Annotated in this window: 11 protein-coding genes; 7 read left to right on the top strand and 4 right to left on the bottom strand. The window is 71.6% G+C overall.

Going from position 1 to position 13243, the window contains the following annotated elements; translation table 11 throughout:
* Positions 1-97: 97 nt before the first annotated feature.
* The 3 genes from FJK98_RS21285 to FJK98_RS21280 are packed head-to-tail and all read left to right on the top strand — an operon-like array spanning position 98 to position 1272.
* Complete coding sequence (locus tag FJK98_RS21285; protein ID WP_145920602.1) at positions 98-679, top strand: hypothetical protein; 582 nt, start codon at positions 98-100, stop codon at positions 677-679.
* Positions 679-834: a hypothetical protein gene (locus FJK98_RS33675; RefSeq protein ID WP_205789114.1), complete on the top strand. Its 156-nt coding sequence runs from the start codon at positions 679-681 to the stop codon at positions 832-834. Before FJK98_RS21285 ends, FJK98_RS33675 begins: the two co-directional genes overlap by 1 nt.
* A gap of 27 nt (positions 835-861) precedes the next feature.
* Positions 862-1272 carry a hypothetical protein gene (locus FJK98_RS21280; protein ID WP_205789112.1) on the top strand — a complete coding sequence of 137 codons (411 nt, stop codon included), beginning with the start codon at positions 862-864 and terminating at the stop codon, positions 1270-1272.
* Between the two features lie 28 nt (positions 1273-1300).
* Here FJK98_RS21280 and FJK98_RS21275 read toward each other — a convergent pair whose 3' ends face one another.
* Complete coding sequence (locus FJK98_RS21275) at positions 1301-2818, bottom strand: cellulase family glycosylhydrolase (RefSeq protein ID WP_240762219.1); 1518 nt, start codon at positions 2816-2818, stop codon at positions 1301-1303.
* Positions 2819-3656: 838 nt separating this feature from the next.
* Here FJK98_RS21275 and FJK98_RS21270 point away from each other — a divergent pair.
* Positions 3657-5093 carry an extracellular solute-binding protein gene (locus FJK98_RS21270; protein WP_168222527.1) on the top strand — a complete coding sequence of 479 codons (1437 nt, stop codon included), beginning with the start codon at positions 3657-3659 and terminating at the stop codon, positions 5091-5093.
* Between the two features lie 149 nt (positions 5094-5242).
* Positions 5243-7090 (top strand): ABC transporter permease subunit, encoded by a 1848-nt coding sequence (locus FJK98_RS21265; protein WP_240762217.1) that lies wholly within the window; start codon positions 5243-5245, stop codon positions 7088-7090.
* Between the two features lie 70 nt (positions 7091-7160).
* Here FJK98_RS21265 and FJK98_RS21260 read toward each other — a convergent pair whose 3' ends face one another.
* From FJK98_RS21260 to FJK98_RS34570, 3 genes are all read right to left on the bottom strand, one after another.
* Positions 7161-9257: a tetratricopeptide repeat protein gene (locus FJK98_RS21260; protein WP_145920600.1), complete on the bottom strand. Its 2097-nt coding sequence runs from the start codon at positions 9255-9257 to the stop codon at positions 7161-7163.
* A gap of 69 nt (positions 9258-9326) precedes the next feature.
* Complete coding sequence (locus FJK98_RS21255; RefSeq protein WP_145920599.1) at positions 9327-10574, bottom strand: hypothetical protein; 1248 nt, start codon at positions 10572-10574, stop codon at positions 9327-9329.
* A gap of 76 nt (positions 10575-10650) precedes the next feature.
* The gene (locus FJK98_RS34570) at positions 10651-10776 is read right to left on the bottom strand and encodes a hypothetical protein (RefSeq protein ID WP_255470019.1); all 126 of its coding nucleotides are present in this window, start codon (positions 10774-10776) and stop codon (positions 10651-10653) included.
* 338 nt (positions 10777-11114) lie between these two features.
* Here FJK98_RS34570 and FJK98_RS21250 point away from each other — a divergent pair, with 338 nt between their 5' ends.
* Both FJK98_RS21250 and FJK98_RS21245 read left to right on the top strand, forming a co-directional pair.
* The gene (locus FJK98_RS21250; RefSeq protein ID WP_145920598.1) at positions 11115-11624 is read left to right on the top strand and encodes a hypothetical protein; all 510 of its coding nucleotides are present in this window, start codon (positions 11115-11117) and stop codon (positions 11622-11624) included.
* The gene (locus tag FJK98_RS21245; RefSeq protein ID WP_145920597.1) at positions 11621-13141 is read left to right on the top strand and encodes a hypothetical protein; all 1521 of its coding nucleotides are present in this window, start codon (positions 11621-11623) and stop codon (positions 13139-13141) included. The genes FJK98_RS21250 and FJK98_RS21245 overlap by 4 nt, the downstream gene beginning before the upstream one ends.
* Positions 13142-13243 lie beyond the last annotated feature (102 nt).

Below are 13243 nucleotides of genomic sequence, written 5' to 3'. Positions count from 1 at the left end.
CCGCGGCTTGCCGGGTACCGACCGCATCCCGCCTAGCCCGGGTACCGCTCCGCGCCGTCGCCGACCGGCACCGGCCCGGCCGGGGCCGTCCGACCCGGTGAGCCCCGGTGGCACCGACGCGAGCCTGCTGGAACTGGCGGTGGGCTTCGTCGTCGCGGTCGCGCTCATCGCGGTGATCACGGTGGTCCTGCGTCGCCGAGGTGACCGCCGGGACCTGCCGGGCACCCAGGTCCGCGAGCTGGAGGCGCGGGTCGCCGCCGCCGCGTCCCCGGACGCGGACACCCGCGCGTGGGACGCGGCCACCCGGATCGCCGCTGCCCGCAGCCGCGAAGCCGCCTGTCCTGACCGCGCCCCCGTCGCTCCCGACCCGCCGAGCGCCGGCACGCCTGCTGCGGACACCGCGCCACCATCGGCGCAAGCCCCGGACGGGACGGCGGGGGACCGGCCGGTCCCAGACCCCACCGCCCCGCCGTCCGGCTGGCCGTCGACGACCGGCGGGAACAGCGACGCGATGGCCGACGCGTTCGCCTGGCTCCGGATCGCGGCACTCGTGGAAGCGGGCCAGCGCGAGCAGGCCGTTGAACTGCTCGGCACCACGATGGCCATTTCGGTGGTCGAGGCGGAGTTGCTGGTCGACGGCCTGGACGACGCGGGTGACCGTCACCCCGAGGGTGCGTGATGGCGCGACTGATCCATCTGAACGGCCCGCCGGGCATCGGGAAGTCCACCCTCTCGGCACGCTACGCCAACCGCCACCCCGGCACCCCGAATCTCGACGTCGACGCGCTGCACCGCCTCGTCGGCGGATGGCGCGACGAGGAGTTCGACACCTGACCGGTCGTGTGGTCCCTGGTGCGGGCGATGGTGACGGTCCGGTTGGCCGGCGGAGGTGACGTCGTCCTGCCGCAGTACCTCGCGACGGTCGACGAGATCGACGGTCTCGCGGCGCTTGCGCGCGAGCAGGGGGCGAGTTTCCACGAGGTCGTCCTGGTCGACGGGCGGGAGGCCGCGATCGAGCGGTTCCACCGCCGTGGCCGTGACAGCGACGACGAGTGGGTACACCACCACCGTCGGCTCATCGCGCGTGCCGGCGGATCGGCCGTGCTCGGCACCATGTACGACGACCTGATGCGGGTGGTCCGCCTACGCCCCGGGGCGGTGCTGGTGCCCAGCGCGGCGGGGGCGGTGCAGGCCACCTACGACCTGCTGCTGGGCGCGCTGGGCCGATCTGGCTCCGGTCGGCCGGGAGCGACGCGGGCCGGGGGTCCGTGACCCCCGGCCCGCGTCGGTCGCCGCCCGCTCAGCTCGCCACGCAGGCCACCGCCGGTACGCCGTTGGTGCCGCCCGACGAGCCCAGGAAACCGAAGGTCGTGCTGCCGCCGGCACTGAGCGAACCGTTGTAGCTGACGTTGCGGGCGGTCACCGTCGCGCCGCTGGTGGTCAGCGTCGCGCTCCACGCCTGCGACACCTGCTGCCCGTTGCCGAACGTCCAGGTCACCGTCCAGCCGCTGATGGCCGAACCGCCGGCGGTGACCCGTACCTCGGCCTGGAAGCCGCCCTGCCACTGACCGGTCACGGTGTACGTCGCCGAGCAGGAGCGCCCGCCCGGCGGCGGGGTCGTCGGCGGGGCGGTGGTCGGCGGGGCGGTGGTCGGGGGCGGCGTGGTGGTCGGCGGCGTGGTCGGGGTGGTGCCGCCGACGGCGCTCATGATGGCGTCGATGATGCCCTGCTGGGTGACCGCGCCGCTGCTGCGGTTGAACAGCCCGAACCCGTACGCCCCGTTGTAGCCGTTGTCCCAGTAGGCGGTGGCCGCCCCGTACTTCTTGGCGGTGGCCACCAGGGTGCGCGCGTAGTCCGCCCGGTACCTGTTGTTCGTCGAGTCGGCCGAGGTCTTGTCGACCGAACCGTACTCACCGACGAAGACCGGGTATCCCCGCGCGACGAAGGTGTCACGCACCTTCTTCAGTTGCCCGTCCATGAAGTCCTGCTGTCCCCAGGTCGACTTCCGGGCCGGATTGGTGGCGGCCGGCCCCCACTGCGTGATGGTGCCGTTCTCCTCACCGGCGAAGTCCCAGGGGTCGTAGTAGTGCACGGAGATCATGAGCCGCTGCTCGTTGGCCGGTATGGACGACGACCGGTACTGGTCGGTCGGCAGCACGAAGCCGTAGTTGCCGACGGTGTAGTCGATGTTGGTGTTCCAGCCGGGGATGAGCAGCCAGCGCGAGGTGTTGTTCCCGCCGGTCCGCCGGACCGTGTCCACGAAGATCTGGTTGTAGGCGTTGATGTTCGAGTAGCACGGCTGGGTGGGATTACCGTACTGTCCGTCGAACTCCTCGTTCATGGATTCGAGGACGAGGCGTTCGCTGTAACTCTGGAACCGGGTGGCGATCTGCTGCCAGACCTTCTGGTATTTGTCCCTGATCGTCGTCTGGTTCGACGAGTCGCAGATCAGCCACGAACCGTTGATGGTCTTGTAGCCGTCGCCGTGCATGTTGATCAGCACGTAGAGACCGCGACCGTAGGCGTAGTCGACGATTTCCTGGATGCGGTTGAGCCAGGCGGAGCTGATCGTGTAGTTCGGGGCGGATCCGATGTTTCCCAGATAGGAAACCGGAATGCGGATCGTCTTGAATCCCGCCGCCTTCACCCGGTCGATGAAGGCCTGCGTCACGACCGGGTTGCCCCAGGCCGTCTCGCTGGGGATCCCGTTGGCGTTGGCCTCCAGGGCGTTGCCCAGGTTCCAACCCGCCCCCATGTTGGCGACGAGTTGGGTGGCGTTCAGTTGGGCCATGCTGTCGGCCGAAGCGGAACTCGTCATGACGGCCGTCGATCCGGCCAGCGCCAGTACGCCGGAAAGCACGGCGAACTGAACCCTCCTCAGTGTGGATTTCACCAGCATCTCCCGTCTTCGAGTCAACCGTCGCACGATGGTTGTCGAAGCGATTCGACAGTATTTCGACTGCCTGTTCCGGCAATCGATGGGCCGCCAAAGAATAGATGCACATTCATCGATCGGCAACGGTGGGGTTGTCGACGGGTGGGTGCGGTCGCTGCGGGGTTGGCCGGGTGGCGTCGGGTCGAGGTGGCGACCGGGCGGGACGGTGACCCGCCGCGCCGCCATGGACGCCGGATCGTGGGGGCGGGCGCGGGTGCCCCGGGTCGTCCTGTCGCGGGAGTGGGCGGGCGGCCACGTCGACGCCGCCCGCCCCGGCCGTGACCGACGCCCGTCGTGCGGGTGGGTGCCGCGCCAGCGGGGCGCCCGCGTCCGGGTGTCGCCCCGTCGGTTCCGGCCGCAGGTGACGCCGGATGCGGTCGGCCGACGTCGGGTCACCCGCATCTCTATTGATCATAGTAAATTGCTGAGAGTGTCATCCGGTGGGAAGGAAAGTCTGGTAGCGACTTTCCGAAATGTGTAGAGTGAGCGCAGCGCCGCCCCGGCCGACATCCCGCCGCCCGGGGCACGAGCATCTCGGACAGGCCGGGGATGGTCCGCCGCCGACGGGGCCACTTCCCGATTGCCACACGCCAGAAGCGGGCTGCGGTCATCCATCAGGACGGGCGGTCGTCCCCGGTTGCGAACGGTGCCGGCGTCCACAAGGGAGGTCCATCCTCCCTGACCCCCGGTGAGTTGCGGTGCGGCGAAAGGGAGGAGACAGATGTCCACGGAGGACGGCTCGTTACGGACCCGACGCGGCTTCCTGGGAATGGGGGTGGGGCTGCTCGGAGCGGCCGGCCTCGCCGCCTGCGGAGGAAGCGGACCGTCGACGCCCACGGTGCAGGCCGAGGTCCCGAAGGAACTCGTCGACGCCGCGGCGGCGTTGAAGGGCTCCTCGATGGGGATGCTGTCGCAGAAGCTGTACTCGGAGGCGGCGAACGCGGCCCTCGACAGCTCGATCAGGAAGTTCGCCGACACCACCGGCACGAAGATCGGAAACAGCCTGGTCCAGGCCGACGCCGGCGACGTCGTCGCCAAGATCGACGCCGAGGTCAAGGGCGGTGTCGCGCGTGACCTCGCGTTCATGACCGACTCGCGTTTCGTCGCCCAGTTCCAGGCGCTCGGCGACCTGGAGGACGTGACGGACGTCGTCCAGGCGCTGACGGCGAAGTACGGCGAACCCACCGCCGAGTCCAAGAACTTCTGCGTCTTCGACGGCAGGTGGTTCGCCATCCCCTACCACTTCATCGGGATCGGGTCGTTCCTGCGCAAGGACTGGATGCAGGACAAGGGCATCACCCCTAAGGACAGCTACACCTGGGAGGAGCTGCGGGACCTCTGCCTGGCGATCTCCGACCCCGGCAAACGGCGGTTCGGCTGGGGCATGACCGTGAACCGGTCCGGTGACGCCAACGGCATGATCGAGGCACTGATCAACTCCTACGGCGGGGCGATCGCCTCCAACGACGGCCGGAAGGTCACCTTCGACTCTCCCGAAACCGTCCAGGCGGTGACCTTCCTCGGCGACATCTACACCAACCCGAGGTACAAGCCGATGCTGCCGCCGGGGGTCGCCGCCTGGACCGACTCCAGCAACAACGAGAACTGGCTCGCCGGCATCCTCGGCTACACCCGCAACCAGTTCAGCGTCTACGCCGACTCCAAGACCAAGAAGAACCCCGTCTACGAACGTACCCACGTCTTCCCCGACTGCACCGGCCCGGCCACCGACACCTCCCTGCTGCTGGGCCAGTCCCAGTGCTTCGTCATCTTCAAGGGCGCCAAGAACGCCGACCTCGCCAAGCTCCTGACGCAGTACCTGGTCACCGCGCCCGCCCTCGTCGGCGTGGCGAAGGAGGCTCCGGGGCTGGCCCTGCCGGCCTGGGACCGGGTCTGGGACGCCGACCCGTTCTTCACCAGCGGCGACCCGGCGTTCCCCATCATGCGCCGGATCACCCAACAGAAACTGCCGCTGTCGACGAAGAACGGCCTGGACTTCCCGCAGAAGGCCAGCGCCGGGCAGCAGGCCGCCGTCGGCGCCTACGTCCTGACCGACATGATGCAGCAGGTCATCCAGGGCACCCCGCCCGCGCGGGCCGTGCAGGCCGCCCACGCCAAGATGGTGCAGATCTTCACCCAGCAGGGTCTGCCGCAGTGACGTCGGTCCGCCCGGCGCCGGCCCCGGCGTCAGGAGGATCCCCACGGCCGAAACCCGACGCGCGACCCGCGACCCGACGACGGCTGGGACGCGACTGGCGGCTGGCGGCACTGTTCCTGGCCCCCACGGCCGTGCTCGTCGGCGCCCTCGTGCTCGTCCCGATCGGCTGGGCGGTCGTCACCAGCACCACCGAACGGCACGGCCAGCACAGCGTGTTCGTCGGTCTGGCCAACTACCTCGCCCTGACCGACGACGAGCAGTTCCACACCGGCGTGGTGAACTCGTTCGTCTTCACCGCGTACGCCGAGGTGTTCAAGGTGGTGCTGGGCCTGTCCGCGGCCCTGCTGCTGCACCACCGACGCCGGGGACGGGCCGTGCTGGCCGGCCTGCTCCTGCTGCCCTGGGTGGTGCCGACGGTCGTCACCGCGTTCAGTTGGCGCTCGCTGCTCGACCCGATCTTCGGCAGCGTCAACCTGCTGCTCACCGAGTCGGGGATCGGGCCGCTGCTGGTCGACGCCCACCTGGTCGACAGTTGGCCGGCGGGCTGGCTGTCCGAGGCGTCCCTGGCCATGCCGTCGGTGATCATGGTCAACGTGTGGAAGGGGGTGCCGTTCTTCACCGTCGCCTTCCTCGCCGGGCTGAAGGCCATCCCCACCGACCTCTACGAGGCGGCGACCGTCGACGGGGCGTCGGCGTGGCGGCGGTTCGTCCACGTGACGCTGCCCGGACTGCGCCACGTCATCACCGTGACCGTCACCCTGTCGTCGATCTGGACGTTCAACAACTTCGACCTCATCTGGTTGCTGACCCAGGGCGGCCCCGGCGACGCGACCGCGCCGTACGTGCTGGTCGCGTACTCCAAGGCGATCCTCCAACTCCAGTACGGCGCGGGAGCGGCCGTCACGCTCGTCATGCTGCCGGTCATCGGCGTGCTGGTGTACGTGCTGGTCCGGCTGCTGCGGCGGGACGCCGACAGCGCACCGACCCGACCCGCCGGGCCGGTGCGCCGGGCCCTGCCGTGGGCCGCCGCCGTGGTGGTCACCGGCGCGCTGGCCTGGGTGTCACCCCACATCATGTGGAAGGCGGCGCTGGTCCTCGGAGTGGTCCTGCTGGTCGCGGCGGCCGTCGGCCGGGTCCTCTCGGCGTTGCAGTCGTGGGGACGGCGCAGGACGTCCGCCCTGGTGTCGGGCCTGGCCTCCGGCATCGCCCTGGCCGCGCTGCTCGTCTTCGTCCTGGCCCCGCTGTACTGGATCGTCGTCACGGCCTTCAAGTCCGACGGCCAGATCGTCATGCACGAGCGTGACCTGTGGCCGACACCGTGGACCCTGCAACAGTTCACCGACCTGTTCACCACCAAACCGTTCGGCCGCTGGTACCTCAACACGGTGCTGGTGTCCGCGGCGTCCACCGTGGTGGCGCTGGTCTGCGCCGCCCTGGCCGGCTACGCGCTGGCCCGGCTGCGGTTCCGCGGGGCGCAGGGCTTCACCGTCACGGTCCTGGTCACCTACGTCATGCCCGGCGCGCTGCTGTTCATCCCGCTGTACCAACTGCTCATCGGGGCCCGGCTCACCGACTCGTTGTGGTCGCTGGTCGTGACGTATCCGACCTTCACGCTGCCGTTCGCCACCTGGCTGCTGGCGGGATACTTCGCGTCGATCCCCATCGAGCTGGAGGAGGCCGCACTGGTCGACGGCTGCACCCGGCTCCAGGCGTTCCGCCGGGTGGTGCTGCCCCTGGCCAAGCCGGGACTGCTGGCGGTCGCCCTGTTCACCCTGACCAACGCCTGGAACGAGTTCCTGTTCGCCTTCGTGTTCATCACCAAGGACGAGTACAAGACCCTCCCCGTGGGCATGCAGTCGATGATCACCGGCGACGTCGTGCCGCAGGGACAACTCGCCGCCGCGTCACTGCTGGTCAGCATCCCCGTGGTGATCATGTACGCCTTCGGGCAGCGTTTCCTCACCGAGGGGCTCACCGCCGGAGCTGTCAAGGGCTGACCCCTGGCCCCGCCGGACACCCCGGGAGCCGCCGGCACACCGTGCGGGACCGGCTGCCGGCCGGGCGTGCTCAGGCGGGCAGCAGCCGCTCGCGGTGTTCGGCGACCTCCGCGGCGAGCGTCGGGTCCGCGGCCACGCACGCCTGGAAGTCGGCGTCCGCCTCGGCCTGCCGGCCGGCGTCGGCCAGGGCGAGCGCCCGGTTGAACCGGACCGCCGGATCGTCGTCGAGTTGCAACGCGTGCCCGAGGTCGGCGATGGCCGCCGGCAGGTCACCCAGCTCGTAGTTGGCCACCCCCCGGGCGGCCCAGCCGGCCGCGAGTGTCGGATCGGCCGCCACCGCCCCGGTCAGGGTCCGCCGGGCCTGCTCCGGGTCCGTCTCCAACTCCAGTTGCCCGCGTACGCAGAGCAGGTGGCCGTTGTCCGGGTCGCGCGCCAGGCCGGTCCGGACGTCGTCCCACGCTCCCTCGGTGTCGCCGAGCGCCTGGCGCAGCCCGGCCCGGTTGATCCGGGCGTCCAGGTGCTCCGGGTCGAGGTCGAGCACCCGGTCGAAGCCGGCCAGGGCCTCGTCCGGAGCACCGAGTTCCAGCAGCACGTCGGCCCGGTTGTAGTACACCTCGGGGAAGGGCGGGGAGAGCCGGGCGGCCCGCTCGTAGCTCTCCAACGCCTCGTCGAGTCGGCCCAGCCGGCGCAGCAACGTGCCCCGGTCGAGGTGGTACTCGGCGTAGTTGGGGTCGATCGCGATGACCGTGTCCAGATCGGCCAGCGCCTCCGCCGGCCGGCCCAGGGCGGAGAGCAGCTGCGAGCGGTTGTGGCGCAGCACCGAGCGGTGGAGCAGGTGCTTGTCGTCGCCCAGCGCCGCCTCCATGCTGGCGATGCCCGTCGTGATCAGATCCAGGGCCTCGGTGAGGTTGCCCTCGTGCATCGCCACCAGGGCCAGCCCGTTGCGGTTGAAGACCAGGTTCGCCGCGCTGTCCTGCGGGTTGGGTGCCAGCCGGGCGTACGCGATCGCCGCGTTGCACCAGGCCCGCGCCTTGCGGTGATCCCGTTTCCCGGTCTCCAGGTGCCGGGTGTAGATCATGGCGGTGGCGTACGCCGCCTGCATGTGCACCATGCCGCTGTCGGTCTGCGCCCGGGCCTCGTCATAGAGGGCCAACGCCTCCAACGGCCGTTCCAACGCCATCAACGAGGTGGTCATCTTGGTGGTGAACGCCCACCAGTGCTCCACCTGCCCGGACCAGTCGATCACCGCCCGGCCGCGCGCCCCGAAGTCCAGCGTGGCGTGGTAGAAGCCCAGGTTGACGCAGTATTCGAGCGCCTCGCGCAGCGCGTCGGCACCGGTCGAGCCGGGCGCGCCGCCCCGTTCCCGGTGCAACGCGACGGCACCGAGGCGGCACGACCACTCCCCGGTGGCGAGCAGCTTCTCGGCCCGGTCGTCGTGCAGGGCCGCCCGGACCGGCCCCGGCAGCTCCCGGTAGGCGGTCAGCACCGCCGGGTCGTCGTCGACACAGTCACCGTCGATGTAGGCCCGGGCGCACGATGTCGGGTCGGCGGGCGGTTCGGTCGCCGACGGCGACGGATCGCCGTCCACGGGCACCGCGTACCGCTGTAGGGCGGTGCGGATCTCGACGGCGACCGCCCCCGGCGGCTCCTCGACCGTGTCGGTGGCCGTCGCCACCCGCAGGTGCAGCAGCCCGGGGTCGATCCGGCGCAGCAGCGTCCCGACGAACTCCCGGTCGGTCGGGTCCGCCTCGTGCAGGTTCTCCACCAGCAGGCACCGGGGCCCGTCGTCGAGGTGTCGCAGCCAGGCGTCGAGCAGGTCGACCAGCCCGTGCGCGTGCCGCAGGGTCCGCATCCGTGAGTAGAACCGGGTGCGTTCGGCCGGCACGGCGAGCGAGGTGAGCGTCTCCCGGGTGGCCGGAACGGACTCCCGCAACTCCGGCGCGACCGAGAGGATCTCGATCTGGTGCCGGGTGACGAGATCCGGACGTTCCGCCAGGATCGCCGGCACCAGGGCGCGCAGCAGCGTGCCGGTGGCGGTGTACGGCCCGCGCAGGAAGCGGTGGGCGTCGAGTTCGGCGAGCACGGGCACGTCGACCCCGGCGGTCAGCAGCCGTTGCCGGTCATGGTGTCGGGCGGCCCTGATCCAACGGTGGGGGGTCTGGTGCACGGTTCACCTCTCGGAGCGTTACGGGGCCGGCGGGGGTGTGCGGTCGGTCGGCGGCGGGTGGCGGGGCGCTCAGGCCGGCGCGGTCCGGGCGCGGCGGCGGGTGCGTAGCGCCAGAACGCCGACGAAGATCAGTTCGGCTCCGCTGAGGACGAGCACCACGGCGGAGTCGACGAGGTTGCCGGTGCCGTGGCGGCCGTCGAGTTCGGCCACCGCCTCGGCGAAGAAGTGGATGCCCGCCGGCACGATGGCGAAGGCCAGGGTGGCCAGGGTGGCGGCGTACCCGGCGACCATCAGCCACGAGTACCAGCGGGCGGTCCGCCGGTCCGTGGGGTGCAGCTGTGCCCACTGCCGGTCCAGACCCGGCCGGCCGGTCAGCCGACGCCACCGGTGCCGCAGCAGCACGCTGGCGCTGCCGTGCAGGTCGACGGTGCCGAGCACCAGTGTGAGCAGGTAGTACAGGTCGGTGCGCAGGTAGAGGAAGAACTGCCAGGCGACGCGGAGCAGCGCGCCGAAGCTCAACGCGAGGCAGAGCCGGGCCGGCAACGGCAGCGAGCCGTCGGGCGCCCGCAGCGTGGCGGCGGCGAGGGTCAGCAGCGCCATCACGACCAGGTCCGTGCCGATGCCGGCGAGCATCGGCACCCAGCGCTGCCGACGCGGGACGGTGACCAGACCGTCCATCACCGTCTCGAAGACCAGGTACTGCAACCGGTATCCGACGGTCAGCCGGCTGCGCAGCCCCAACCGTCGTCCCGCGAGCGCGTGCGCGGCCTCGTGCAGGGCGATCAGCGGCCACTGGCCGACCGCCAGCACGACCGTGACGACCGTCAGGTAGTCGGTGAAGAAGATGGCCCGGTAGTGCGGACGCAGGTCGGGTTGCGCCACCGCGACGACGACGGCGGCCACGATCAGCGCCGCGTAGGCGAGCAGGGCCACCGGGGAGAAGAGCGCCCGGCCCAGCCGCTGCCACCGTACCGGGGCGGGGGCCCGGGGGATGGCCGGTCCGGCGGTGTCGGGTGGGGTGACCAGGCCCAGTTCGGCCAGGTCGGTGAGGAGTTCGGCCAGGTCGACCTCCTCACCGTAGGTGTCGGCATACCAGGCGGCGGCAGCCCGGGGCGTCATCCCCTCGGCGAGCCGTCGGAGCAGCTCCGCACCGTCGGCGGGCAGCACCGCGTACGAGTCGGTGGCGGCGTTGCCCACCACGACACCGTCCGCCTCCGGCAGGAACGTCAGGTGTGGCACCTGCACCGGCCGATCCGGGTCGAACCCCGGTTCCCCGGCGGCAACGGTGACCTGGTCGGTGCCGGCGTGGCCGCTCATGGCGTCCTCCTGAGGGTGGTGTCGGTCCGGGCGGGGCGTCGCCCGACCGGGAGGCCGGTCGGGCGACGCGCCACGATCAGAACGGCCAGCAGGAGAACGGGGCGTACAGGGAGTTCGCGTTGGCGGTCAGCCGGACCGACCCGGCCTTGCGAACGGTGATCTTCTTCATCGGCCGAGCGGGCTTGACGTCCTTGGTGTCCATGGCAGAACCCTCCTCGAATCGGAACGCTCGGTAATGAGCCGACCACAGGTTAGGGGTGGGGGCTTGAAGTGAGCTTGAGGCCGGCTGAAGCCGGACTCGGGGGCCGGGGGACCAGCGGCCGTGAGCTGGCACGGCGTCGACCGGGTCTGTCGGCATGTTGACACCCCCCCTCGCCCCGCCGGCCGGAACCCGCCGTGACCTCGGCCGACGCCCTCCGGGCCCGCCGCCCGTGACCGCGCGCCCCGGGGCGGGGGCGTGGGACAGTTCTGGTCGTTCGGCCGGGCCACCCGGCGACGACCGCTGACCGCAACGTTCATCAGAATCTGGGGAATCAGAGCATGAGTGCCGACTCGGACTGGGGCGACTTCCTGACCACCGACACGCCGATCGGGGACACCACCCTGACCGAGGCGGTGGCGGCGCTGCCGGAACCGTCGGCGTCCATCGTGGAGAGTGAGATCAGCGGCGCGGTCGACGACCAGGACTGGTCGAACTGGCACGCGGACAGCGGTGACGACTGGGCCGACTCCGCGCAGGACTGGGCCGACTACGCCGTGGAGAACGCGGCGGCCGGCAACGTCGAGGTCGCCGAGAGCGCCATGGCACGGGCGGCCGACCACGCGAGCATCGCCGAGAACAACTACACGGTCTCCGACGAGTACTCCGACGCCGTCGCCGACCATGTGGAGACCGCCGCCGCCGAGGTCGACTGGGCCACCAGCGGCACCGACACCAGCACCTCCACCTACGACGCCTCCACCTACGACGCCAGCACGTCGTACGACGTCGGGGGCTACGACGCCGCGTCCAGCTTCGACACCAGCACCTCCTACGACGCAGCGGAATGAGGTGGGCTGACGCCGGTGGACCCGGCGCCGCGCCACCGGCCGTCGCGGCCGGGCTGGAGCCCGGCCGGCTGGCGGCCGGCGTCCAACGTCGGCTCGGCGTCCCGCCGAGCGTGGCCCGCCAACACCTGCTGCGCAGCGTCCGTGACCTCGCCTTCGACCTGAAGATCGAGCAGCTCAGCCTCCTGGAGGCGGTACGCGGTTCCCGCCTCGGCGGGGTCACCCTCTCGCCGACGCAGGTGCCGGTGCTGCTGCGGGTCACCCTGGAGGCCGACGACCCCGGGGTCCGGGTGGGCGTGCTGCTGGTCGACCGCTGGCCGGGCAGGCTGGGACGGAACTGGGGCGTGACCTCGGTGTACGTCAGTCTCTTCGAGTCGGTGCTGAGCGCGTTCGATGCCGTGCTCGGCCGGCTCGACCCGACGGCTGTTGCCTCGTTCACCCCGTGGTGGCGGCAGACGGGCCCGGGTGACGTGGCGATGATGCAGCACGCCGCCGGCCTGGCCAACCGGGCGCAGGCGGCGCTCTCCCGGCACGCGGGACGGTTGCTCGACGGCGACGGGCAGGCGCAACGGCAGGCGGTGGTCACCCGTACCGGCGGTGCGACCTTCACCTTCGAGACGGCCGACACGGTCGCCGAGGTCCCCGCCGAACTGGCCGACGGCATGTTGATGGTCGGCACGCTGATCGTCAGCCGACCGGGCGGCATGCCGCCGAAGCTGGTCGGGCAGGTGCAGTCGCTGGTGTTCCGGGTCGAGGAGCGCCTCGCGGCGGGTGGCGTCGACCGGATCACCGTCGAGCCGGCGGACGTGCCGGCGGTGACGTTCCTGCACCAGCAGGCACGGCTGCGCGGCCTGCTCCCGGTACGGACCCTGCGTACCTGCACCACCTGCCGGTTGGAGAAGGTCGCCAACCCGGAGATGGAACGCATGCAGGAGCGCACCCGGCGGACCCGGGACCTGGCCAGCAGCATCAGCGGCCTCGTCACGCCCTACGTGCTCGCCGGCCGGCTGGTGCAGCTCAACAACAAGGGCCCCAAGTTCGCCTGCCCCCGCTGCCAGGGGATGGACGCCGACGAGACGGTGGTGACCTACTGTCAGAAGTGCGGTGACCGCCGCGCCGAGACGGCGCTGCGCACCTGCCCGAAGTGCCAGTTCGACTTCCGCAGCCTGATCGGTGCGGAGCCGGTCTGGCGGCCCCGGGCTGCCGCCGTACCGGCGCTTGCGGGACCGCAGCCCGACGGCCACCCGGCACCGGCGGCCCGGCCCGCCACCCCACCGGCGTCCGTGCCGGGTGGGTCCGGCGTGGCCCGGCCCGTGGTCGGCGTGGCGGCCGCGCCACCGCCCGCCGGCGGTCCACCCGTGGCCGGCGCCCCGGTTCCACCCGCCGCAGCAGCGCACCGTCCGGGCGCGCCCGCAGCGCCACCGGCCCCGGAGCGCCCGCCCACCGGGCAACCCCCACCGGGCTACCGGCCCGACCCGGAGGCGGAACAGTGGCCCCGGCCGCCGGGCTTCCCGCCCTGAGCCGGGCGCGGCCCCTGGCGTCTACCGTGCGCCCCGGGCCCGGGGCGCACGGTGCGGCGGTGGCCGAACACGCCGGAGCGCCGGTGGGCGGGGTGACCTGGC

Origin of the sequence: Micromonospora sp. HM134, from assembly GCF_007833915.1 — a bacterium.
GTDB lineage: Bacteria > Actinomycetota > Actinomycetes > Mycobacteriales > Micromonosporaceae > Micromonospora > Micromonospora wenchangensis.
The sequence above is the reverse complement of the archived record's forward strand: the minus strand, read 5'-3'. Positions and strand labels throughout refer to the sequence as shown.